Here is a 22,565-nt window from a genome sequence, read left to right on the forward strand (position 1 = left end):
TTTTTTTGTGCTATTATATATGAAAAGGAAGGTGATGGATATGTCAACAAACAATCAAATAGAACAAAACTGTTTCATTTGCGAAAAACATAAAGGAAATATTATAGTTCCAGGTGGAGCTATTTACGAAGATGAACTCGTTTACGTTGGACATGTCCACTGGGATAGTGAAGAAACATACCTGGGTTATGTAATGATAGATATAAAAAGACATGTACCTGGACTTGCTGAACTAACAGATGAAGAAGCGAAAGCGTTCGGACTTATAACAAGTAGAGTAGGTAAAGCGCTAAAAGAAAGCGAAGGTGCAGAGCATATTTACACTTTTGTTTCAGGAAATGGTGTACCACATATGCATATGCACATTATTCCGCGTTATCCGAATACACCAAAAGAGTTTTGGTCACCAAGCGAGATAGCGAAATGGACTGGCGCACCATATGGTGACGCAGCGAAAATCAAAAAACTATGCGAAAGAATACGAGAGTATATGGTGAGTGAATATGCATACAAAAAATAATAGACAACATTCATGGGTTGGAAGTAGAGAAATGTGTTTAGACGAAATTTCGGTAAAGCAATATGGTGATATCGTGCTCGGTGCATATGGTGGGAATATTAGTGCCGGAGCAAAAAAGAACGAAGATGGTGCATTAGTTTGGTCAAATGGTGAATGGGAATTTGCAGCTATATTAGATGGACATAATAGTGCAGAAAGTGTTGATTTAGTAGTAAATACAATCGAAAAAGAATATGAAAATATAAGCGTAATTTTGAATGAACCAATTGATACAGTATTTCAGTATGTTGAAAATCATATACTTACAATTTTTCAGTCATCTTCATTTAAGGAAAAGTGCAAAAGAATACAAGGTGAAACAGCTTGCTTACTATGTGTAAGAAAAGAAAATTATATATGGTGGATTTCTATTGGTGATTGTTTAGTGTATGTATTTCATGAAGAGTTACATAAGTTAGGACAATATGCATTAAATCAACGTCATTTTTACGAATGGATTGGAAATGTAAACACATTTGATTTACCTGTTCCTTGTTATTCATCAGGTATTCGTGAATTACGTACTGGAAAGAACCGAATTGTAATGGTGACAGATGGAGTATTAGAATGCGGGGAACGCCGATATGAAACACCTGTAAATTTGTATAATGCTATGAACAGAAATGATAAAACACTTAAAGAAAATATTCACAATGTTTTAGAACACGTGCATCATCAGTTGGGACGTGATAGTGCGACAATTATTAGTTGGGACATAGAAAATAAAAGGAATGCCACGTATCCGAGTGATCAGCCGGAGAAAATGCAAGTAAGAAAATAAAAGGATAGGGTTTTCTGTCAATTATAAAAATAACTCTATTAATTTTATCGGTACTATCTATATTCGTTTTTGAAAAAATAGAAAGAAAAAGGATTAAACATCCCGAAACAAAAGGGATGGGAAATAGATTGTTGTTATACAATACATAAAACATGTCTTGATAAAACTACTACTAAAGAAGATAAAGAAAATGAATACATTATCTATATATTAAAAATATATAATACATTTTGTTACGAAAACATAATTAATTTAATAGGAGGGAATGCAATGGGCAACTCTACTATTTGGATTATAGTTATTATTATGATAATTGGAGGATATTTTTTAGAAAAGTTTTTAAGAAAAAAACTAAATATGCCAAAGGGCAATGCTTGGATATATAAGCATGTAAATAGTTTACATGTAAAATTAGAAATAGGTCTTTTTATCGTATATCTTATAGTAAGTTTTATTTATCTGTTCAAAGTAGAAAATGCTAATATAGGAATTGCTGTACTTACTTATTTTGGAGCAATTTCCTTATTACGCGTATGGATGGAATGGAAGTATAACAGAGAGACAAAGGAATATATTCTTTCTATAATTGGATTCTTTGCATTTGTTTTTATGGTTTCAATGTTACTTTATTTTGATCCTCTTTCTACATACTAATGTCGTTTTGGTTTTTCATGATGAATATTTAAAAAGAGTAGCTACCATTATTTATCTTGATAGTTACTCTTTATATTTACATCTTCTTAAAGCTTCTCAAAACAAGGTATTCCCACAATTTCCAAGGAAGAATCTTCTTGGCGAAGATCATAAATTTCACACCTTTACCGATTGGATATCGTAAATTTGTACGCTTAGATTCAGCAATTTCTACAATTTTATTAGCAACATCTATCGGATTACCAAATGTATCACTACCGCTATTAATATGTTTTTGTATTTTATCCATATACTCTTTGTAAGGAGATGTTGTATCAGATTGGTTTTCAGCTAGTTGTTTCCCAACTTCCCATATGTTTGTGTTATAAGAACCTGGTTCAATTAAAGCGACATCTATTTCGAAAGGTTTTACTTCTAAGCGAAGCGATTCACTCCAGCCTTCTAATGCATATTTTGAAGATACATAAGGAGATAAACCAGGGAATCCAACTTGGCCGCTAATGCTGCTTATATTAATGATTTTTCCACTTCTTTGTTTTCTCATATACGGTAAGACAAGCTGGGTAATTGATATAGCTCCAAATAGGTTCGTTTCAAATTGTTTACGGTATTCCTCTACTGGAATTTCTTCTACAAAGCCGCCATTTGCATATCCTGCATTATTAACAAGAAGGTCTACTTTTTGTATTTCTTTTAAAAATAATTGGAAATTATGTATAGAATTTTGATCTGTTACATCTAATTGTTGAACTTTTATATTTTGTTGTAAGTTAAGTTGAGTAACTTGGGATAGTAAGGTTCCTTGTTTTTCAAGGTTTCGCATTGTAGCGATAACTAAATAATCTTTTTTTGCGAGTTCGAGTGTAGTTAATAGTCCAAATCCACTTGAGGCTCCAGTAATTATTGCGATTTTTTTATTCATTTTTCGCCAGCTTTCTTTTTCTTTTATCATAACGAGTTATGATAAGAAAATCTATTATTCTTACATTCATTATGAAATCAATTTGTATGTAAAAAAAGGGGATTATAGGGAATCAGCGTATATAGAGTAGTGTATATTAATATGATAATGAAATGAGGGAAGAAAAATGGTCCATGTAAAAGCTGTATTAGCAGATCAGCTATTAGCGAATGCAAATGATCCCAGTTGGTATATGCCATTTTCAGATGCAGTTAAGGATTTATCTGAGAGGGAAGCTTTCTGGAAACCGAATGAAGAGAGTAATAGTATAGCTGAAATCGTACAACATTTACTGTATTGGAACTCTACGTGGCAAACTAGGTATAAAGAATCAAATGTGAATGCAGTACCCGCTATAGGAGATAATAACAAAAGTTTTATGCTCTCAGATAATCAAACTTTCGATGAATTACGGGAAAAACTACTAGAAAAACTGTTACAATGGCAAAATCTCATAAATGAAGAAAAGGTTGAAAGTGATGTAGTGGGATTTCCTGTTTCTGCAAAGTGGTGGGAAGTGCTAGCGAATGTAACAACTCATAATGCATATCATATTGGTCAAATTATTTACATCCGAAAATTACAGAAGAACTTTGATAATGAATAAAGTAACAATTCTCTTATTAAGGGAACAAAGGTGGACAAAACGAGACAAACGTCTCATTTTGTCCACTTTTTTATTGTTAAAAGATAGAGAAAACCTATTAAAACAAGGATTCGAAATTGGCACAATACTTGCAATATAAAGGACGAACAAGAAAATAGGAGGGCTGGACATGTTAAAAACAACTGAAAGTAAAGGGAATGAAATTACGAAAGAACAAGCTCGTTGGATGTACGAAAAAATGTTAGAAATTCGTAAGTTTGAAGATAAGGTGCATGAATTGTTCGCGCAAGGCGTTTTGCCAGGTTTCGTTCATTTATACGCAGGTGAAGAAGCGGTAGCAGTTGGTGTATGTGCCCACTTAACGGATAGTGACAGTATTACAAGTACACATAGAGGTCATGGACATTGTATCGCAAAAGGTTGTGATTTAAATGGTATGATGGCTGAACTTTTCGGAAAAGCGACAGGATTATGTAAAGGTAAAGGCGGTTCCATGCATATTGCCGATTTAGATAAAGGAATGCTTGGTGCGAATGGCATTGTAGGCGGGGGTTTCCCACTTGCTTGCGGTTCAGCATTAACAGCTAAATATAAAGGAACAAAAGATGTAAGTGTTTGCTTCTTCGGTGACGGAGCAAATAATGAAGGAACATTCCATGAAGGGGTTAATTTAGCGGCGATCTGGAAGTTACCAGTTATTTTTATTGCAGAAAATAACGGTTACGGTGAAGCAACTACATTTGAATATGCTTCAAGTTGTGATTCTATCGCTGATCGCGCAAAAGCTTATAATATTCCAGGTGTTCAAGTAGATGGAAAAGATCTTCTAGCTGTATATAAAGCTGCTGCAGAAGCAGTTGAACGTGCGCGTAATGGTGATGGTCCAACAATTATTGAATGTATGACATATCGTAATTATGGTCATTTCGAAGGTGAAGCGCAAACATATAAAACATCAGAAGAAAAAGAAGAACATTTAAACGAAAAAGATGCAATTGTGAATTTCCGTAAGCATTTAATTCATGAAGGTTTATTAACAGAATCTGAACTTGTTGATATGGAAAAAGCAGTAGATGATGCAGTACAAAGATCCATTGAATTTAGTGAAAATAGTCCATACCCAGACGATGAAGAATTATTAAAAGATGTATACGTTTCTTACAAATAAGAGGAGGGTGAAAAATTATGACTAGAACAGTAAGTATGTCAACTGCAATTAATGAAGCGATGAAAATCTCAATGCGTCGTGATGAAAATGTAATTTTAATAGGTGAAGATGTTGCAGGCGGTGCACAAGTTGATCACCTGCAAGATGATGAAGCTTGGGGTGGTGTTCTTGGTGTTACGAAAGGACTTGTACAAGAGTTTGGCCGAAATCGTATATTGGATACACCAATTTCTGAAGCGGGTTATATGGGAGCTGCGATGGCAGCTGCTGCAACTGGGTTACGTCCGATAGCTGAGTTAATGTTTAATGATTTTATCGGTAGTTGTCTTGACCAAGTATTAAACCAAGGTGCGAAATTCCGCTATATGTTTGGAGGTAAAGCAAAAGTACCCGTTACAGTACGTACGATGCATGGCGCTGGTTTTAGTGCAGCAGCTCAACATTCACAAAGTTTGTACGCATTATTTACGAGCATACCAGGTATTAAAGTTGTTGTTCCTTCCACACCGTATGATGCAAAAGGCTTATTATTAGCGGCAATTGAAGATGATGATCCAGTAATCTTCTTTGAGGATAAAACACTTTACAATATGAAAGGTGAAGTGCCAGAAGGATACTATACAATTCCATTAGGAAAAGCAGATATTAAACGGGAAGGTTCTGATGTAACAATTGTCGCAATCGGAAAGCAAGTTCATACAGCGCTTGCAGCTGCAAAGCAATTATCGAAAAAGGGGCTTGAAGTAGAAGTAATTGATCCACGATCTTTATCACCACTTGATGAAGATACTATTTTATCATCTGTTGAAAAAACAAATCGTCTTATCGTCATTGACGAAGCGAATCCTAGATGTAGTATTGCAACAGATATTGCGGCAATTGTAGCGGATAAAGGTTTTGATTTGTTAGATGCACCTATTAAACGAATTACAGCACCACATACACCCGTTCCGTTCTCACCACCACTTGAAAAGTTGTATTTGCCAACACCAGAAAAAGTAATTGAAACTGTATCAGAAATGATCGGAGACCAATCTTTATTACATGTGTAATAAAACGATGAGAAGGGAGAGAGAGACATGGCTGTAGAAGTTGTAATGCCGAAGTTAGGTATGGCGATGAAAGAAGGTATTATTACGAGCTGGAATATTAAAGCAGGCGATAATGTAGCAAAAGGAGAACTAATTGCTAGTATTAATTCAGAAAAAATTGAAACGGAAATTGAAGCGCCAGCTGATGGTACAGTACTTGATATAGCTGTAAGTGAAGATGAAGGAGTGCCGCCTGGTACTGTAATTTGCTACATCGGTAAACCGAATGAAAAGGTAGAAATGCAGGAAAGCACACATGTTGTAGAAGAAAAAACATCTAATATAGAAGTACAAAATGTACAAAATCAAGAAGCAAATGGGAAAGAAGTATCGAAGCAAAGAATTAAAATTTCACCTGTAGCCAAGAAAATTGCAAAGTCTGAAAATCTGGATATCAAGGCATTAGTTGGTACAGGTCCTGGCGGAAGGATTACAAAGGCAGATGTATTAAAAGTACTTGAGGTAAGAGTAAACGTTCCGGAAATATCTGAACGAGAAGAAAGTAAAGCGATTCCTGTTACTGGTATGCGTAAAGCAATCGCAAATCGTATGCACGCAAGCTTACAAAATAGCGCACAATTAACGTTAACGATGAAAGTAGATGTAACAGATTTAGTTGCTTTACATAAAGAAATAGCGCAAGTTGTACAAAAAAGAGATGATAATAAATTAACTATTACGGATTTCGTCTCGCATGCTGTTGTATTAGCACTTGGAGAGCATAAAGAAATGAACAGCGCTTATATAGATGATGCAATTCATCAATTTGAACATGTGCATTTAGGCATGGCAGTCGCATTAGAAAAAGGGTTAGTCGTTCCAGCTATTCGCTTTGCAAATAATTTATCTTTAGTAGAGTTGTCTAAAGAGATTAAGAATGTGGCACAAAAGGCACGAGCAGGTAGCTTAAGTAGTGATGATATGCACGGAACGACATTTACAATTAGTAATTTAGGTAGCTTTGGTATTGAATATTTCACACCGGTATTAAATACACCTGAAACTGGTATTTTAGGTGTAGGTGCAATTGAACATGTTCCTGTATTTAAAGGGAAAAAATTAAGAAAAGGAAGTATGTTACCTTTAAGTTTAACATTCGATCATCGTGTATTAGACGGTGCACCAGCAGCTGCATTTTTACGCACAATTAAACATTATTTAGAAGAACCTATAACAATTCTTTTATAAAGAGAAGGTGAGAGAATGAGTAAATTAGTTGTTATTGGGGGCGGACCTGCTGGCTATGTAGCAGCAATTACCGCGGCTCAAAATGGCAAAGATGTCACTCTTATTGATGAAGCTGACCTTGGCGGAACATGTTTAAATGTTGGGTGTATGCCGACGAAATCACTGTTAGAAAGTGCTGAAGTACTTGACATTGTGAGAAAAGCGAATGATTATGGGGTTACGCTTAATACAGGAAGTATATCAATTGATTGGGATCAAATACAGGCGAGGAAATCACAAATCGTAATGCAACTCGTCCAAGGAATACAATATTTAATGAAGAAAAATAAAATTAAAGTTGTAAAAGGAAAAGCGAAATTCGAAACGGATCATCGTATGCGAGTTGTACAAGGAAATAAAGAAGAAGTAGTTGATGGAGAGAGCTTTATTATCGCAGCTGGTTCCGAACCTACAGAATTACCATTCGCTCCGTTTGATGGAAAATGGATTTTAAATAGTAGCCATGCCATGTCTCTTGAGAGTGTACCATCTTCATTGTTAATCGTTGGTGGTGGTGTAATAGGATGCGAGTTTGCAAGCATTTATAGTAGACTTGGCACAAAAGTATCGATAGTTGAAATGGCACCGCAATTAATACCTGGTGAAGATGAAGATATCGCGAATACTTTAAGAGAGAAATTAGAAAAAGATGGGGTGAAAATTTTTACGGGAGCAGTTTTAAAAGGTTTAAATAACTATAAGAAGCAAGCTTCATTTGAATACGAGGGAATTACTCACGAAGTAACTCCAGAATTTGTTCTTGTTTCTGTAGGAAGAAAACCACGAGTGCAACAATTAGGATTAGAAAAGGCAGGGGTTCAGTTTTCAAATAAAGGGATTGCTGTGAATGAACATATGCAAACGAACGTATCGCATATTTACGCAGCTGGTGATGTGATTGGTGGAATTCAGCTTGCTCACGTTGCCTTCCATGAAGGAACGACAGCAGCATTACACGCAAGCGGAGAAGACGTGAAAGTAAATTATCACGCTGTGCCCCGTTGTATATACACAGCTCCAGAAATAGCTAGTGTCGGGTTAAGTGAAAAAGGTGCAAGAGAACAATATGGTGATATTCTCATCGGAGAATTTCCTTTTACAGCGAACGGAAAAGCTCTTATTTTAGGAGAACAAGTAGGTAAAGTAAAAGTCATTGTAGAACCTAAATACCAAGAAATTGTAGGGATTTCTATTATCGGTCCTCATGCAACTGAACTTATTGGTCAAGGAACCGTAATGATTCATACAGAAGTTACCGCTGATATAATGAGAGATTATATTGCAGCACACCCTACTTTATCAGAAGCAATTCATGAAGCGTTAATGCAAGCGGTAGGACATGCTGTACATGCTTAAATGGAAATATAATAAACCACTATTCTCTAAACAAATAAGAGAATAGTGGTTTGATTTTTTATTAATAGAATATCTTATTATTTTTTAATTTCAATCGCTGAAGTAATATCGTTCCAATCAGGAGCTAAATTAGCAGTTTTACCATACCAATCAGCGTGTTTAAATATAACACCTTTTCCATATCCTTGTGTTGAAGTGTGCTCCCAAAGTGTCGTTGAATAACTTGCAGAAGGTGCAGCTGTACTTACAGAAGAAATTCTGTCATTCCAGCTAGATGGTAAGTTTTTAAAGCCGCTGCTCCAGTAAATATATTGACCACCTTTATCTTTATGTTCGTAAAAATCAGTACTACCAGCACCGCTACCTAAAGGATTAATATTATTTTTAATTGCTTTTTTATCCTTTGCAATATACGCATCCAATGTTTCACGGCTAGTAAAACCATAAGCTAGCCAATCTCCATTTTCATTTTGCTCTGGTAATACCATAGTAATTTGGATATCTTTCTTATCCTGATCACTTAATTTTGCAAATGAATTAACATTTTGTTCATCCACTTTTAAATAATCAAATGACTTAATTGTGTTACTTTTTTCCTCAGCACTTACTGCACCTAGTCCTCCAGTTAATGCAAAACCCGCTACTAATGTCCCTGCTACTAATTTCTTCAACATATAACCATCCCTTTTTGTTTGAATTTTTGTACAGGTGAATCTTGTACAGATAAAATGTATTCTAATTTTATACTTTTGTAAATATTCTGAAGTTTTAGAAATAATAGGCGGAATATTTACATTTTTACATTATTTCTTTAGAAAAAATGGTTATTGGAATGATATAATAAGTGGATGTATTGCTTTTACTGGATGTAAAGATATTTTAGGAGAGGTGTCATTGAAATATTTTACAAGAGAATGGTATAAAAAAATGCAAGTTTTAGAATTTGTAAGTTTTATAGAGTCTATAAAAGAATGGTCGGAAATGGATATACAAAGTTTAAAGGAAGAAATAGAGGAAAGGAAAATAGATTTATTAAAATTCCTTCCTGAATCGATATACTCAATTATACAAAACATAACAATTAATTCAGAATACCCATCAGGTGAACTGAAAAAACTTATGCAAGAGTGGACAACAGATTATGAGAAAAGAATGGCACAATTAGATCAATCATACGTAGAATATTTTAATTCCATTGAGAAAAAACTTCCGTCAAATGTCGCTCAGTTACACAAGACATCACTACACGATAGTGTAATTAAAGTAATAAAGAGAGAATCAGAAGATACTTTGTCTATCGTATTAGATTGCAGTGGTACTTTTAGTGAATTTGATAAACTTGAAGTAACCTTTATAGGAGTAACACAGTGTTCTATGCCGGAAAACTTTGAAAATGCTTGGTGGTTATATCATGAAATAGCTCTTACTGAAGATGGTTTTGAACTAGGCGTTTTATTTGACTCTCCGTTTAGAGAAGTGACGATTTGCGCAGCAAATGTATTACTTGTGAAGAAATAATGTTGTATGGAGCATTACAAACGTTTGACATAATAAAAAAATAAAGTTATTGTAGATATATGAAGTCTACAATAGGAGCTGTACTATGAAATATTCTAAAGCTACAAATTATGCTCTTCATACAATGCTTTTTCTGGCAAAGGCCACACCAAATAAGTTAGTTAGTGTTCACCAATTGGCAGAAATGCAAAATGTTTCACCAACGTACTTGTCTAAAATACTAACTAAGTTGACGAAGGAAGGGATGATACACTCATCATCTGGTCCAAAAGGCGGTTACTCGCTTAGTAAGAATTGGGAAGATATTTCATTTTTAGATATTATACATGCAATTGAAGGTAAAACATCATTATTTGAATGTTGTTTACATGACAAACCGGGATGTTTAATTAATGAAGTAATGCTTGCAGCAGAAGAGAAAATGGAAGAAGAGTTACGAAATCAAAAAATCGTAGATCTTGCGAAAAAAATAAAAGTGGATTTTTAATCTGCTTTTATTTTTAAATTAATTAAGGATAAAAAGACTCTTTAATATCTTTAATTGTAGTTAGAAAATGATATGAAGAAGGAGAGAAGATGATGACTAAATTTTGGAATGATCGATATAAATCAGATGAATATTTTTACGGGGAAGAACCTAATACATTTATTAAAGAACAAGCATTTCGTTTAGCAAATCACAATAAAGTAATAGCTTTCGCGGAGGGAGAAGGTAGAAATGCTGTATTTCTAGCAAGACAAGGGAACGAAGTAACAGCTATTGATTATTCGGAAGATGGATTAGAGAAGACAAAAAAATTGGCAGAGAAGCATAACGTAAACGTGCATACAAAAAAAGTAGATTTATTAGCTGATAGTTTGCCAGAAAATGAATATGATGCAGCAATTATGGTATTTGGACATTTTCATGATGATTATAAAAAAATGATATTAGGTAAAATGATACAAACGATAAAGCCTGGTGGTTTAATTATGTTTGAAGTTTACTCAAAAAAACAAATAAACTATGGTACTGGTGGACCAAAAGATGTTGATATGCTGTATGATCCAATTGATATCCTTACTTGGTGTGAAGAACATAAGGTAATTCATTTCTTTAATGGCGAACAAGAGCGAATTGAAGGGAAAGGGCACACTGGTTTAGCTGATGTTATTCAAGTTGTTATTAGAAAATGAATATAAGTGTTAATGAAAGTTAAATGTATGAATGTAAAAGACCAGTCATGTAAGACTGGTCTTTCTATTTAGATACTAAATTATCAAGCTTCCAATATGTATCTGTTAACGGCGCTGCTTTGCTATCTATGTATAAATACATATTATTTAAATCTTTTGGTGAAGTTTTCAGTTCAAATACAACGTCAGTAGTTAAAGAGAACTCGTGTGGAACATTTTTATAGTGCTCGTCATCTATCGGATGAGCTTCACCTTCATATTTCTCACCAGTTTTTTCATCTTGTATGAAATATTTTATTTCCGAAAGATCAATAGTTTGTCCATCGTCTCGAACATTATTAATCATAACACGAGTAGTAAGGCGCCGCTCTTTGTCTATTTTTTCAAACTTTGCATTCTCAACTGTCGCTCTATAGTATTCGTTTTTAACTATTTCTCCATAGTGCATTGCATTCTTTTCGAGAGCGCTCTTTTCTTGTTTTGATGTAGTATTGCTATTACATCCTGTTAATATTCCAGTAAATAATAATGCTGTACATGTCGTTTTGATTAATGATTTCATAGTAATCCCTTTCTGTATTAAAAAGTAAAACATAGGAATAATTTTACATCAACAGGAAGGTAAATGGAAGTATTTTTGCGTAATATACAGATATACATTTATTTGGTTGTCAAGTTAACAGGATAGAAAGAGGGAGAAGACTGTATAAAACGGAATAAATAAGAATTGAAAATATTGTAAAACGGAAGAGGCATACATATAATTAAAATAAAGTTTAAGTTTCTGAACCTTCAATAACGGTGGTGATAACATGTTTACTGAAGAACGTCGAGAGAAAATTTTAGAACGACTTAATACAGATGGAAGAGTAATAGCAAAGGATCTTGCGGAAAGATTTGATATGTCTATTGATTCTATAAGAAGAGATTTGTCTATTATGGAAAAGGATGGTTTATTAAAAAGAACGCACGGAGGTGCAATTGAACTTACGCGAGTGAGAAACTTAGCTGCGGAACCAACTAAACGTTATAGTGATAGCTCAATATATGAGGACACAATTGCAAGAGTTGCGGTATCTTATATACAAGAAGGTGATTCAATTTTTATTGGCGGGGCTCCCGTTCATAATGCGATGCTGAAATATTTACCGGAAGTATCATTTACGGTTATTACGAATTCTATAGAAATAGCTGGTTATCTACGAGAATATAAGAATATTGATACGTATTTAATTGGCGGAAAAGTAAAACCTTCAGGGAATATTACTGATACACTTGCCTCTGAATTGATAAGTAGATTTTCTATTGATCTGTATTTCTCTACAGGTGGAGTCATTTCATTACAAGGTATTAGTACTGCAACACCTGAAGTTGCTTATTTTAGTAAAAGAGTAAGTGAAATTGCTAGAAGAAATATTTGTTTAGTTCCGCATAATAAACTTGGAATAGATTGTTTTATAAGAGGAGAGTCTCTAAAAGAAATTGATATTATTATAACTGACGAAGAGGCTAGTAAAGAAACTGTTCAGGACTTTGAGAAACAAGGTAAACAAGTTGTAATAGCACCATTATATTCATTTGAAAGGAGTTTGACATGATTGTAAAAGAGCAAGAGTTTTATATAAATGGATTAACTTATACAATTCGTTCTGCAGCTGAGAAAGATGCTGAGCAGTTATCGAAAATTAGAGTTCAGATTGATGGAGAAACTGAAAATATGGATAGAGATGCTGGAGAGGGATTTATAGATGACCTAGGGTTTCAAAAAATAATAAAAACAGATAGTGAAGAGACTAAGAATCTCTTTTTAGTTGCAGAAGTGCACAATCGAATCGTTGGATTTTCAAGATGTGAAGGATCAAATTTTAAGAGATTATCTCATAAAGTGGAGTTTGGCGTTTGCATTTTAAAAGAGTTTTGGGGATATAGAATGGGGAAGAGCCTATTACAACAATCTATTAAATGGGCTGACGAAAATGCAGTAAATAAAATATCTTTACAAGTATTAGAGACAAACGAGAAAGCTATTCATCTGTATAAAAAATTAGGTTTTGAAGTAGAAGGCATTTTGAAAAATGACAAAAGACTATCGGATGGAAAGTATTATAATACGGTATTGATGGGAAGATTTACTAATACTTTTCATGAAAGAGGTGAAGAAGTATGTTTTACAGAAGGAAGTACTATGTAGTGAAAAATGAATTCATAGAAGTATTTAATGATCATTTCAATAATACGAACTTACCTAATCAATTAAAGCATGGTTCTAGGCTAATAGGACGCTGGATGAAAGATAATAAGAATGGTACGTCTGAAGTATTTGCCATATGGGAATATGATAGTTATGAACAGTATAATGAAATAGAATCGAAAATTAGAAGTGACGAGAGGCATATTAAAGGAATACATGAATGGTATGAAAACCATGGCGGGAAAGAATATGTTTTACAGGAGTACATAGTAGAGATGAAAAATAAAGAGTTAGTATGTACTGTAAAGTAACAGAGGGGTGAGGGATAATAGAAATTAAAACAAAATTATATTTTAGTTTAGCATCCGCTATTTTATTTGCAATAGCCGTGATTGTTTTCTTTATAAATGGTAATCCACAAAAGTGGTTTTGGTTATGTATTTTGTTTGCGTCCATTATACAAAATATAGTGCTACTAAAAAAGAATAAAGAAGTGCATTAGGATATTCAAATTATTAACATATTTGTGTCGTATTGCTAGTTGTATTGAAAACGCTTTTATTCAGTTTTATAATAAAAGTATGTTTTATAAATCTCCAAAACAATTAAAAGGGAGATGATACAATGTTAGCTTCACCGTTTTACTTACATGCATGGAAAAAGTTTGTTAATGAAGGTGTTCTTGATTCAAATCGCATAAATCAAAGAATTTCAGAATCGTGGCATCGATGTAAACAGGCTAATGTTAATCCTCACATGAATAAAGGTCAGAAAGTTTTGTCTTCTAATATTTTTCGAGAACAAAAGAAAAAGAGTGAAATTTTCCTTGATATAGCATTACCCCAAATACAAAATTTGAGAAAAAACATTGATGAACTACAAATGATGGCATTATTAATCGATCCAGATGGTTATGTTCTATCCTTAAGTGGAAATAAACAAACGTTAAAGCGAGCGAAACATATTAATTTTATTGAAGGTGTAAAATGGACGGAAGCAGCTGTGGGGACAAACGCAATAGGAACAGCGCTAGAAATTGAAGAAGCTATTATGATAAGTGGTACTGAACATTACTCCGTGGCATCTCATAGCTGGAGTTGTGCGGCTGCTCCCATTCATAACGATGACGGGAAATTAATTGGTATTCTAGATTTCTCCTGTCCAATTGAATGTTCACATCCATATATGCTCGGTATGGTAACTTCAATTGCACATGCGATTGAACGTGAATGTAGCATAAGAGTTCATCAAAATGAATTACACTTAATCCATCGTTTTTTAGATGTCATTGATAGTGATGAACAAGTAGTTATTTGTAATCATCGTGATGTTATCGTTTCTGCGAGTAAGAGCGTTCGGGAACGAGTAACTAATTGGTCAAGAATGAAACTTGAAGATTTAGTGCACCATGGATTGGAAACTAAATTAGAGATACCGGTATATAGTAATGAAAGAATGATTGGGAAATGTATGTATTTAAAGGAAAACAAACAAATGAATACATATTCTGCTTTCACATTTATAAAAGGAATTACTTTTCCAGGAGTTACCGGGACAAGCAAAGCATTTCAACACACACTAGAAGAAATTAAGCTTGTTTCACCGACTGATGCTAGTGTGTATGTATGTGGTGAGACAGGAGTAGGAAAGGAATATGTCGCGAGAGCGATTCATGAAAATAGTCCAAGAAAAGACGGGCCCTTTATAGCTGTTAATTGTGGTTCTTTGCCTAAAGAATTAATGGAAAGTGAATTGTTCGGTTATGCTGAAGGTGCGTTTACAGGTGCGCGACGTCAAGGGTATAAAGGGAAATTTGAACAAGCGAATGGAGGAACATTATTTTTAGATGAAATTGGTGAAGTACCACCAGAGATGCAAGTAGCCTTATTGCGTGTTTTACAAGAACGCACAATAACTCCAATAGGAAGTTCAAAAGAGGTACCAGTAAATATTCGTATTATTACTGCCACACATAAAGATTTACTAAGGTTAGTAGAAGAAGGGAAATTCCGTCAAGATTTATATTATCGTTTACATGTTTATCCACTATATGTTCCATCGTTAATAGAAAGAAAAGAGGATATTCCATATTTTATACAACACTTTTGCGAACGGAAGAATTGGAATGTTGTATTTCCGAAGAGTATTTGTAATCAATTTTTACAACATACATGGCCCGGAAATATTCGAGAACTAGTAAATGCATTAGAACGCATTTACATTTTGTCGCAAGGACGGGAAATATGCGAAAAACAAGTCGCTTTTTTGATACAAACAATGATGGGAAATCAACAACAACTTGAGTTACAAGTTGAAAATAAAACAGAACATACATTGAATTTTCGCGAAAAAATACAGCGTGATAGCATGATTGAAGCGTTAGAAAAGACGAACGGAAATGTTTCGTTAGCCGCAAAACTGTTAAATGTTCCTCGAAGTACATTTTATAAACGAATGCAGAAATATAAGCTATAAAGTAGATTTTTGTAATCTACTTTTTCTTTGTGGGCTCATGTTCTGTCGGAATGTGCGCTTACCGGGGAAATAATAGAATTGTTAGAAAATAATTCCCGGAAGGGGGACTTATGTGAAGTATATTGAAATTGGCTTCGGAAATAGGTGGTTCGTTCGAACAGAAACCGAAAATAAAGATGGAACTGAATTTGAAGAACGAGGAATTATAAAACCTATTTATTTTGAGTCACTATATGTACGAATGTGGTTTCGGAAAACGTGTTTAATTTTTGATACGAAAGAAGGATTTAAAAAGATTAAGAAGAAGAGGATTGAATATAAATTTATAGTTGGAATTGTAAGTAGACTGAATAAAGAAAAAGTGTGCTAACATACATAGTTATATTGGCCAGGAAATTCTATTGACTTATATCAAACTCATAAAAAGTAATTTTACTAAATATAAATTGTTAATAAAACCACTAAAAATTATTATCAAGACCTAAAAGCTAAAAATCCTAAAAAAATAAAGGTGAGCGCATATTAGTCATGTATAATATGTACTCACCTTTATTTTATTGTTCAAAGCCCCCGTTAGTCACTCATGGAACATGGAATAAAGTGTGGTATTGATTTAAAATAAAGTTTGATAATTTATAATAAAACCCTGTATTAATATAAGGTTTTTCTTTTGCCCCTTAAATTTCAGTTGTATTGTTCAATTAAAGGGCCAGATTGTTGAGGAAACAGTAATAATAAGAATACTCAAAATATTGCTTGTGAAGTGTTACACTTAAACTAACGGGCAGTTTAGCTTAAGTACATTTTTTCACAAATTTAAATGGGGAAATTTCCCCATTTTTTATACCAGCTTAACGTTGATTCGGGAATATTGAACTTCGCTACCTGCTAATTGAATTCTACTTCATCTGGAGACCTTTAAATTAAAATGCTTCCTTTCTTCTGACAGACTTATTAAATTTCGAAAACAATCAATTCAATCATCTTTTCGTATAGAAAAACTTATTAAGAAACATGCACTAGAAAAAATATAAATCATATATAGGAGATATCCCGTTTGAACGCTTGAGGAGGATATTATGAAACCTATGTTACCTAGTGAAAAATATTTCGGTAATTTAGAACTAGTTTATGCATTTTATGGGGCTATGCCTACAGGTGTTACTGTTTCAGAAACCGGTCGTATTTTCATTTGCTTTCCGAAATGGGGAGACGATGTTAAATTTACGGTGGCGGAAATTTTTGAGGATAAATTGCAGCCTTATCCTAATTTACAAACCAATTTGGCTAACCCCGAGAATATCCCAATGACTTTCATCAGTGTCCAAAGTGTAGTTGCTGATGGAAGGGGAACGCTTTGGATATTAGATACAGCGGCACCCAATTTTTCTGAACCTATTAAAGGGGGAGCAAAATTAGTCGCTGTTGATTTAGAAACCAATACAATAAGAAAAGTATATACCTTTACAGAAGATGTTGTCCTGCCTACAACTTATCTGAATGATGTCCGTTTTGATTTTCGTGTTGGAAAAGCAGGTTATGCCTATATAACGGATTCTTCTTCGAGAGGACCAGGAGCTATTATCATCGTAGATTTATCAAATGGAAACGCGTTTAGACGGTTAAATGGAGCAAATTCAACTTCACCCGATCCCTATTTTTTACCGAAAGTAGAAGGTCAAATTTTAATGAATCGAAACAAAGACGGTTCAACTTCTCCATTTAGGTTGGCGTCTGATAGTCTTGCGATTTCTCCCGATGGAAAGATATTATTTTTTGCTCCACTAACCAGTCGGCATTTGTTCTCGATCTCAACAGAAGCCCTGAGAAACAGAACGATACCGGACATGAATTTACCTTATCATGTGGAGTATTGGGGAGAAAAAGGTGCGTCTGATGGAATGATCACTGATGCAAAGGGAACTGTTTATGCTGGAGATTATGAAAACAACAGTATCCGTAAGATATTGCCAAATGGCATAATGGAAACTATCGCACATGATCCGAGAATTTTGTGGCCGGATACTTTTTCAATTGGTCCGGATCAATATTTGTATGTCATTGTGAACCAATTACATCGACAGCCTAGATTTCATTATGGAAAAGACTTACGACAGAAACCTTATAGTTTACTTCGTATCAAAATTGATGAATTTCCTGCTCCGACCTTTTCATAATAAAAATAGTCAATTAATTGTTTTCATTGATAGAAAATGATCAAACTTTTTTATAAAACCAAAACATAAACCTGCTGGATAAGAATCCATTTTGATCAATCTTTTTCAAAATGGATTCTTTTTATTTACCATAGAATACGGGTTAACACGATATTTTTAATCAAACTTTATTTTAAAATTACGAAGAAACTCATGAATGTTTTAAAAAATATGGTGAAGTAGTAATACCCGAACTTATGAGTGAAATTAATGAAAAGTTAAAATGGGATGTTGTTAGTTATGTAGATCATAAGGAGTATGCTTTATGGCCACTACTAAAATATTTTAAAAAGATAATTAAACAAGATTCACAAGAATGGAAAACGCAAGGTTTAGAACTGTATAAATTATCTAGTGTAGCAGATATAAAGGGGAGTAATTTTCTTATCCTTTATATATAGAAATTGCTATTGGTATTATTATACAATAGGTGTCAGAAAATACAGTTGTTTATTATTGGAGTGGGAGAGAATTATATGTCGATGTCGCTATATTATAAAAAAATCCGTGAGCAATTAGGCCATGAACTAATTCTAATACCGAGTGTAGCTGCTGTTATAAAGAATGGGCAGGGAGATATTTTGTTTCAATATCCTGGCGGGGAATACTGGAGTTTGCCAGCTGGAGCAATTGAGCCTGGAGAAACTCCAGAAGAAGCGGTAGTTCGTGAAGTGTGGGAAGAAACGGGTTTGAAAGTGCAAGTGAAAAAACAAAAAGGGGTATTTGGAGGGGAAAGGTTCCGTCATATATATCCGAATGGCGATCAAGTAGAATATATTGTTGTTGTGTTTGAATGTGAAATTACTAGTGGAAAACTGAAATCGATAGATGGTGAATCTTTAAAACTACAATATTTCTCATTTTCTGAAAAGCCTACTTTAGCGCTACCATACCCAGATAATATATTTTTATAGATGTAAAATAACACACCTTACTTATTGAAGGTGTGTTATTTATATAACCCGGTCGTATACATCTTCGTTAACGTATACACAATTTCCTCTAAGTTAATCTTTTTATCATTTTGCGTAATAGTCCAAAGAAACGATTCATTCATCGCGAACCAACCGCGTGCTACAATCTCTTTATTTAAATTAGGTTGTGCTAATCCACTTTCTTGAGAGTAAGTAATATCCTGTTTAATACTTGTTATAAAACGTTCCCGAATCTCATCCCATTTTTGCCGTATTTCTCTTGATAATCCTATCGCTTCCTCTACAACTTGCAAAATAGCGCGTTCTGCATCTGCTAATTGCAGGAATGCTCTAACTTGATTTTGGATCATTATACGTGCTTCCTCTTTTGTTTGTGGAGAAAAAGAGCGCTCAGCAATATTATAAAATTGATTCATAACATCTTCCATTAAACTAATTAGGAGATCATCTTTGTTTTTGAAGTATACATATGCTGTTCCATAACCAGTTTCTGCATGTTTAATAATTTGTGTAATTGTCGTTTTTTGAAATCCATTATTTATAAAAATAGTGTAACCAGAGTGTAATAGTTTCTTCTTCGTTTCTAAGGAGCGGTGTTTTCTTGATGAAAGAGTAGAGTTTTTCAAAGAATCACCTCTTTATACTGAAATATCTGAAAATATAACTGTATTGTAAAAGAAGTTCATATATAAAGTCAACTGACATAATATCATTGACGTTGTATCAATTAAGGTGATATATTTCAATTAGTTAGAATAAAAAGAAAATTAAGAGAAGGTGACACCATGTATAAAGAACCATTTCAACCAACTTATGAGTATGCGCTTGAATGTGATAAACATGATGAACTGAAAGATTTTCAAACTGAATTCTATAAAAAAGAAGGTACTATATATTTAGATGGAAACTCATTAGGGCTACTTTCAAAAAGAGCAGAGAAATCATTACTTACGTTGCTAGATTCGTGGAAAGAGTATGGCATTGACGGCTGGACAGAAGGTGAGCACCCGTGGTTTTTCCTTTCAGAGAAATTAGGTAAACTTACAGCCCCTCTTATTGGTGCTTTACCGGAAGAAACTATTGTAACCGGTTCTACAACTACAAATATACACCAAGTTATTGCGACGTTTTACGAACCAAAAGGAATACGTACAAAAATACTTGCGGATGAATTAACTTTCCCATCAGATATTTATGCACTTCAAAGTCAAATTCGTTTAAAAGGATTAGATCCAGAGGAGCATTTAGTAAGAGTGAAAAGCCGAGATGGTAGAACACTTTCTGAAGAAGATATTATTTATGCGATGGAAGATGATATCGCTTTAATTTTATTACCTTCTGTTTTATATAGAAGTGGTCAAATTCTTGATATGAAACGTTTAACAACGGAAGCTCATAAACGCGGCATTCACATTGGATTTGATTTATGCCATTCAATAGGATCTATTCCGCATCATTTCAAAGATTGGGATGTCGATTTTGCTGTTTGGTGCAATTATAAATATTTAAATGCAGGACCGGGTGGCGTTGCAGGAATTTATGTGAATAATAAACATTTTAATAGACTACCAGGGTTGTCTGGATGGTTTAGTTCTAGAAAAGATAAGCAGTTTGATATGGAGCATACATTAACAGCTGCTGATCATGCAGGTGCTTATCAAATTGGTACACCGCACGTTTTAAGTACAGCACCATTAATTGGTTCACTTGAAATTTTCAAAGATGCTGGTATTGAACGTTTACGTGAGAAATCTTTACATATTACGAGATACATGCTGAATTTAATTGGACATGAATTAAAAGATTTCGAATTTACAATTGGAAATCCATTAGAGGATGAAAAACGAGGCGGACACATTTATTTAGAGCATGCAGAAGCAGCACGTATATGTAAAGCACTAAAAGCAAATGGAGTAATTCCAGATTTTAGAGCGCCAAATGGGGTGAGACTGGCGCCGGTCGCTTTATATAACACATACGAAGAAGTGTGGAAATCTGTACAAATATTAAAGAAAATTATGAAAAATGAAGAGTATAAGCAGTTTGAAAATAAGCGAGAGGTTGTGGCATAAATATGAAAACATCAGAGTGGATTGATATTTCACAACCGCTAAATAATAATATTGCAACGTGGCCAGGAGACACACCGTTCTCGTATGAAGTTTCATGGTCAAAAGAAGAAAGTGGCTCAGTAAATGTCGGAAAGTTAACGATGAGTATTCATACAGGCACTCATATTGATGCACCATTTCATTTTGATAATGATGGAAAGAAAGTATTGGATTTAGATGTTCAAGTTTATGTTGGCCCAGCACGGATTATTGACGTTTCTAATCTTGAAAGCATCGGGAAAAAGGAATTAGAAAGCTTTCATTTAGAAGGTGTAGAACGATTATTATTACGTACATCTTCACATGGGAAAGCTGAAGAATTTCCAGAGGTGATCCCTCATTTACGTGCAGACATAGCGTCGTTTCTTTCAGAGAAAGGTATTCGTTTAATCGGAGTAGATGTACCATCAGTTGATCCGCTAGATGATAAAGAATTAGCAGCGCATCATCAATTATTTAAACATGGAATTCATATTTTAGAAAATGTCGTACTAGATCATGTAGCAGACGGTGATTATGAACTTATTGCATTACCACTTGCATTAACTGATGCAGATGGAAGTCCAGTTCGAGCCGTTATTAGACCAATATAAGTAGAATCATATAAAAGGGGCGTTTGGCTAATATGAAAGAAAATGAAAAAGTAATTATGGAAAAAGGGATTCATACGGATTTTAAAGAGAATATGACGTATGGGGAGTATTTACAATTAGATAGTTTACTATCTTCTCAAAAAAGATTATCGGACCATCATGATGAAATGTTATTTATCGTTATTCACCAAGCAAGTGAGCTTTGGATGAAGCTCATTTTACATGAGCTAAATGCGGCGATTGAATCTATTAAACAAGATAAATTACAACCAGCTTTTAAAATGTTAGCACGTGTATCAAAAATTCAGTCTCAAATTATTCAATCTTGGGATATTCTTGCGACATTAACACCATCAGAATATATTGAGTTTCGTGATTCACTCGGTCAAGCTTCAGGTTTTCAATCGTATCAATATCGTATGATTGAGTATGCACTTGGCTATAAAACGCCACACGCATTAAAAATTTATGAAAAGGATCCAGAATTACATGCACGACTTCATAAAGCGCTACATGCACCAAGTCTATATGATGTCGCGATTCAAGCATTAGTAAAAGAAGGATTCCCTATTCATAAAGATGTATTAAACCGTGATATTACGCAGCCTTATGAAGAAGATGCAACAGTAGAAGCAGCATGGTTGGAAGTGTATGCGGATGTGAAAAAATATTGGAATTTATATCAGCTTGCTGAAAAATTGATTGATATTGAAGACTGGCTACAACAATGGCGTTTCCGTCATATGAAAACAGTAGAAAGAATTATTGGACATAAAATGGGTACAGGTGGATCCTCCGGTGTTTCTTATTTAAAGCGAGTACTTGATCAACAATTCTTCCCAGAGCTTTGGAATGTTCGTACGAAATTATAAAAATAAACCTGTCAGTTCATTATGGCTGACAGGTTTATTTTTATTTGAGCACAATTATGTTTAAAATGAAGGAA

General features: G+C 34.0%; 26 protein-coding genes. 22 read left to right on the forward strand and 4 right to left on the reverse strand.

The features are described from left to right. Window positions 1–19 precede the first annotated feature (19 nt). From ACTFRM_RS11725 to ACTFRM_RS11735, 3 genes are all read left to right on the forward strand, one after another. Window positions 20–520: an HIT family protein gene (locus ACTFRM_RS11725; protein ID WP_322372906.1), complete on the forward strand. Its 501-nt coding sequence runs from the start codon at window positions 20–22 to the stop codon at window positions 518–520. Then, window positions 504–1,340 (forward strand): PP2C family serine/threonine-protein phosphatase, encoded by an 837-nt coding sequence (locus ACTFRM_RS11730; RefSeq protein ID WP_322372904.1) that lies wholly within the window; start codon window positions 504–506, stop codon window positions 1,338–1,340. Before ACTFRM_RS11725 ends, ACTFRM_RS11730 begins: the two co-directional genes overlap by 17 nt. A 270-nt stretch (window positions 1,341–1,610) precedes the next feature. Beyond that, window positions 1,611–1,994 (forward strand): DUF4181 domain-containing protein, encoded by a 384-nt coding sequence (locus tag ACTFRM_RS11735; protein ID WP_000528447.1) that lies wholly within the window; start codon window positions 1,611–1,613, stop codon window positions 1,992–1,994. A gap of 76 nt (window positions 1,995–2,070) precedes the next feature. Here the strand turns inward: ACTFRM_RS11735 and ACTFRM_RS11740 are convergent, their stop codons facing one another. Then, a complete protein-coding gene (locus ACTFRM_RS11740; RefSeq protein WP_063220360.1) occupies window positions 2,071–2,916 on the reverse strand; it encodes an oxidoreductase in 846 nt (281 codons plus the stop codon). 166 nt (window positions 2,917–3,082) lie between these two features. Between ACTFRM_RS11740 and ACTFRM_RS11745 the strand changes: the two genes are divergently transcribed. The 5 genes from ACTFRM_RS11745 (at window position 3,083) to lpdA (ending at window position 8,404) form a co-directional block, all read left to right on the forward strand. Next, a complete protein-coding gene (locus ACTFRM_RS11745; RefSeq protein WP_060852067.1) occupies window positions 3,083–3,562 on the forward strand; it encodes a DinB family protein in 480 nt (159 codons plus the stop codon). 169 nt (window positions 3,563–3,731) lie between these two features. Continuing rightward, on the forward strand, window positions 3,732–4,730 hold the full coding sequence (gene acoA / locus ACTFRM_RS11750; RefSeq protein WP_000921275.1) for an acetoin:2,6-dichlorophenolindophenol oxidoreductase subunit alpha: 999 nt from the start codon (window positions 3,732–3,734) through the stop codon (window positions 4,728–4,730). A gap of 17 nt (window positions 4,731–4,747) precedes the next feature. Beyond that, entirely contained in the window at window positions 4,748–5,782 is a 1,035-nt protein-coding gene (gene acoB, locus ACTFRM_RS11755) for an acetoin:2,6-dichlorophenolindophenol oxidoreductase subunit beta (RefSeq protein WP_000198898.1), read from the forward strand. Between the two features lie 27 nt (window positions 5,783–5,809). Further along, a complete protein-coding gene (locus tag ACTFRM_RS11760; RefSeq protein WP_322372903.1) occupies window positions 5,810–7,009 on the forward strand; it encodes a dihydrolipoamide acetyltransferase family protein in 1,200 nt (399 codons plus the stop codon). 15 nt (window positions 7,010–7,024) lie between these two features. Continuing rightward, on the forward strand, window positions 7,025–8,404 hold the full coding sequence (gene lpdA, locus ACTFRM_RS11765; protein WP_167316377.1) for a dihydrolipoyl dehydrogenase: 1,380 nt from the start codon (window positions 7,025–7,027) through the stop codon (window positions 8,402–8,404). A 77-nt stretch (window positions 8,405–8,481) separates the two neighbouring features. Here the strand turns inward: lpdA and ACTFRM_RS11770 are convergent, their stop codons facing one another. Further along, entirely contained in the window at window positions 8,482–9,078 is a 597-nt protein-coding gene (locus ACTFRM_RS11770; protein ID WP_000914432.1) for a hypothetical protein, read from the reverse strand. A 220-nt stretch (window positions 9,079–9,298) separates the two neighbouring features. Here ACTFRM_RS11770 and ACTFRM_RS11775 point away from each other — a divergent pair, with 220 nt between their 5' ends. From ACTFRM_RS11775 to ACTFRM_RS11785, 3 genes are all read left to right on the forward strand, one after another. Continuing rightward, window positions 9,299–9,922 carry a DUF4085 domain-containing protein gene (locus tag ACTFRM_RS11775; protein ID WP_322372902.1) on the forward strand — a complete coding sequence of 208 codons (624 nt, stop codon included), beginning with the start codon at window positions 9,299–9,301 and terminating at the stop codon, window positions 9,920–9,922. Between the two features lie 85 nt (window positions 9,923–10,007). Beyond that, the gene (locus tag ACTFRM_RS11780) at window positions 10,008–10,409 is read left to right on the forward strand and encodes an Rrf2 family transcriptional regulator (RefSeq protein WP_000877650.1); all 402 of its coding nucleotides are present in this window, start codon (window positions 10,008–10,010) and stop codon (window positions 10,407–10,409) included. 89 nt (window positions 10,410–10,498) lie between these two features. Next, complete coding sequence (locus ACTFRM_RS11785; protein WP_002041261.1) at window positions 10,499–11,098, forward strand: class I SAM-dependent methyltransferase; 600 nt, start codon at window positions 10,499–10,501, stop codon at window positions 11,096–11,098. 64 nt (window positions 11,099–11,162) lie between these two features. Here the strand turns inward: ACTFRM_RS11785 and ACTFRM_RS11790 are convergent, their stop codons facing one another. Next, window positions 11,163–11,660, reverse strand: coding sequence for a hypothetical protein (locus ACTFRM_RS11790; protein ID WP_000838466.1), 498 nt, complete (start codon window positions 11,658–11,660; stop codon window positions 11,163–11,165). A 250-nt stretch (window positions 11,661–11,910) separates the two neighbouring features. Here ACTFRM_RS11790 and ACTFRM_RS11795 point away from each other — a divergent pair, with 250 nt between their 5' ends. The 8 genes from ACTFRM_RS11795 to ACTFRM_RS11830 all read left to right on the forward strand — a co-directional run bounded on the left by ACTFRM_RS11795 (window position 11,911) and on the right by ACTFRM_RS11830 (window position 18,894). Further along, window positions 11,911–12,696: a DeoR/GlpR family DNA-binding transcription regulator gene (locus ACTFRM_RS11795; RefSeq protein ID WP_322372901.1), complete on the forward strand. Its 786-nt coding sequence runs from the start codon at window positions 11,911–11,913 to the stop codon at window positions 12,694–12,696. After that, entirely contained in the window at window positions 12,693–13,289 is a 597-nt protein-coding gene (locus ACTFRM_RS11800; RefSeq protein WP_000635680.1) for a GNAT family N-acetyltransferase, read from the forward strand. Before ACTFRM_RS11795 ends, ACTFRM_RS11800 begins: the two co-directional genes overlap by 4 nt. Then, on the forward strand, window positions 13,262–13,600 hold the full coding sequence (locus ACTFRM_RS11805) for an NIPSNAP family protein (RefSeq protein ID WP_322372899.1): 339 nt from the start codon (window positions 13,262–13,264) through the stop codon (window positions 13,598–13,600). Before ACTFRM_RS11800 ends, ACTFRM_RS11805 begins: the two co-directional genes overlap by 28 nt. Before the next feature lie 313 nt (window positions 13,601–13,913). After that, the gene (locus tag ACTFRM_RS11810; protein WP_322372898.1) at window positions 13,914–15,764 is read left to right on the forward strand and encodes a sigma-54-dependent Fis family transcriptional regulator; all 1,851 of its coding nucleotides are present in this window, start codon (window positions 13,914–13,916) and stop codon (window positions 15,762–15,764) included. Window positions 15,765–15,876: 112 nt separating this feature from the next. Then, a complete protein-coding gene (locus tag ACTFRM_RS11815; protein ID WP_000873828.1) occupies window positions 15,877–16,134 on the forward strand; it encodes a DUF3977 family protein in 258 nt (85 codons plus the stop codon). A 709-nt stretch (window positions 16,135–16,843) separates the two neighbouring features. Continuing rightward, window positions 16,844–17,941, forward strand: a complete 1,098-nt coding sequence (locus ACTFRM_RS11820; RefSeq protein ID WP_060852078.1) for an L-dopachrome tautomerase-related protein — start codon at window positions 16,844–16,846, stop codon at window positions 17,939–17,941. 236 nt (window positions 17,942–18,177) lie between these two features. Next, on the forward strand, window positions 18,178–18,381 hold the full coding sequence (locus ACTFRM_RS11825) for a hypothetical protein (RefSeq protein WP_324656391.1): 204 nt from the start codon (window positions 18,178–18,180) through the stop codon (window positions 18,379–18,381). 75 nt (window positions 18,382–18,456) lie between these two features. Then, window positions 18,457–18,894 (forward strand): NUDIX hydrolase, encoded by a 438-nt coding sequence (locus ACTFRM_RS11830; RefSeq protein WP_000062938.1) that lies wholly within the window; start codon window positions 18,457–18,459, stop codon window positions 18,892–18,894. Between the two features lie 35 nt (window positions 18,895–18,929). On the opposite strand, the gene ACTFRM_RS11835 is transcribed toward ACTFRM_RS11830, so the two are convergent. After that, complete coding sequence (locus tag ACTFRM_RS11835) at window positions 18,930–19,541, reverse strand: TetR/AcrR family transcriptional regulator (protein WP_322372897.1); 612 nt, start codon at window positions 19,539–19,541, stop codon at window positions 18,930–18,932. Window positions 19,542–19,700: 159 nt separating this feature from the next. Between ACTFRM_RS11835 and kynU the strand changes: the two genes are divergently transcribed. The 3 genes from kynU to kynA are packed head-to-tail and all read left to right on the forward strand — an operon-like array spanning window position 19,701 to window position 22,491. Then, window positions 19,701–20,987 (forward strand): kynureninase, encoded by a 1,287-nt coding sequence (gene kynU / locus ACTFRM_RS11840; RefSeq protein ID WP_000276302.1) that lies wholly within the window; start codon window positions 19,701–19,703, stop codon window positions 20,985–20,987. Between the two features lie 2 nt (window positions 20,988–20,989). Beyond that, the gene (kynB, locus tag ACTFRM_RS11845) at window positions 20,990–21,619 is read left to right on the forward strand and encodes an arylformamidase (protein ID WP_000858074.1); all 630 of its coding nucleotides are present in this window, start codon (window positions 20,990–20,992) and stop codon (window positions 21,617–21,619) included. 32 nt (window positions 21,620–21,651) lie between these two features. Further along, window positions 21,652–22,491 (forward strand): tryptophan 2,3-dioxygenase, encoded by an 840-nt coding sequence (gene kynA, locus ACTFRM_RS11850; RefSeq protein WP_000661957.1) that lies wholly within the window; start codon window positions 21,652–21,654, stop codon window positions 22,489–22,491. The last annotated feature ends 74 nt before the right edge of the window (window positions 22,492–22,565 follow it).

It is taken from the genome of Bacillus cereus group sp. MYBK227-1 (assembly GCF_051916325.1).
GTDB classification, from domain to species: Bacteria; Bacillota; Bacilli; order Bacillales; family Bacillaceae_G; genus Bacillus_A; species Bacillus_A cereus.

Coding starts and splice junctions, on each gene's coding strand:
- ACTFRM_RS11725 (WP_322372906.1), top strand. CDS start 20: ATGAAAAGGAAGGTGATGGATATGTCAACAAACAATCAAATAGAACAA.
- ACTFRM_RS11730 (WP_322372904.1), top strand. CDS start 504: ATGCATACAAAAAATAATAGACAACATTCATGGGTTGGAAGTAGAGAA.
- ACTFRM_RS11735 (WP_000528447.1), top strand. CDS start 1,611: ATGGGCAACTCTACTATTTGGATTATAGTTATTATTATGATAATTGGA.
- ACTFRM_RS11740 (WP_063220360.1), bottom strand. CDS start 2,916: ATGAATAAAAAAATCGCAATAATTACTGGAGCCTCAAGTGGATTTGGA.
- ACTFRM_RS11745 (WP_060852067.1), top strand. CDS start 3,083: ATGGTCCATGTAAAAGCTGTATTAGCAGATCAGCTATTAGCGAATGCA.
- acoA (WP_000921275.1), top strand. CDS start 3,732: ATGTTAAAAACAACTGAAAGTAAAGGGAATGAAATTACGAAAGAACAA.
- acoB (WP_000198898.1), top strand. CDS start 4,748: ATGACTAGAACAGTAAGTATGTCAACTGCAATTAATGAAGCGATGAAA.
- ACTFRM_RS11760 (WP_322372903.1), top strand. CDS start 5,810: ATGGCTGTAGAAGTTGTAATGCCGAAGTTAGGTATGGCGATGAAAGAA.
- lpdA (WP_167316377.1), top strand. CDS start 7,025: ATGAGTAAATTAGTTGTTATTGGGGGCGGACCTGCTGGCTATGTAGCA.
- ACTFRM_RS11770 (WP_000914432.1), bottom strand. CDS start 9,078: ATGTTGAAGAAATTAGTAGCAGGGACATTAGTAGCGGGTTTTGCATTA.
- ACTFRM_RS11780 (WP_000877650.1), top strand. CDS start 10,008: ATGAAATATTCTAAAGCTACAAATTATGCTCTTCATACAATGCTTTTT.
- ACTFRM_RS11785 (WP_002041261.1), top strand. CDS start 10,499: ATGATGACTAAATTTTGGAATGATCGATATAAATCAGATGAATATTTT.
- ACTFRM_RS11790 (WP_000838466.1), bottom strand. CDS start 11,660: ATGAAATCATTAATCAAAACGACATGTACAGCATTATTATTTACTGGA.
- ACTFRM_RS11795 (WP_322372901.1), top strand. CDS start 11,911: ATGTTTACTGAAGAACGTCGAGAGAAAATTTTAGAACGACTTAATACA.
- ACTFRM_RS11800 (WP_000635680.1), top strand. CDS start 12,693: ATGATTGTAAAAGAGCAAGAGTTTTATATAAATGGATTAACTTATACA.
- ACTFRM_RS11805 (WP_322372899.1), top strand. CDS start 13,262: ATGTTTTACAGAAGGAAGTACTATGTAGTGAAAAATGAATTCATAGAA.
- ACTFRM_RS11810 (WP_322372898.1), top strand. CDS start 13,914: ATGTTAGCTTCACCGTTTTACTTACATGCATGGAAAAAGTTTGTTAAT.
- ACTFRM_RS11820 (WP_060852078.1), top strand. CDS start 16,844: ATGAAACCTATGTTACCTAGTGAAAAATATTTCGGTAATTTAGAACTA.
- ACTFRM_RS11825 (WP_324656391.1), top strand. CDS start 18,178: ATGAGTGAAATTAATGAAAAGTTAAAATGGGATGTTGTTAGTTATGTA.
- ACTFRM_RS11830 (WP_000062938.1), top strand. CDS start 18,457: ATGTCGATGTCGCTATATTATAAAAAAATCCGTGAGCAATTAGGCCAT.
- kynU (WP_000276302.1), top strand. CDS start 19,701: ATGTATAAAGAACCATTTCAACCAACTTATGAGTATGCGCTTGAATGT.
- kynB (WP_000858074.1), top strand. CDS start 20,990: ATGAAAACATCAGAGTGGATTGATATTTCACAACCGCTAAATAATAAT.
- kynA (WP_000661957.1), top strand. CDS start 21,652: ATGAAAGAAAATGAAAAAGTAATTATGGAAAAAGGGATTCATACGGAT.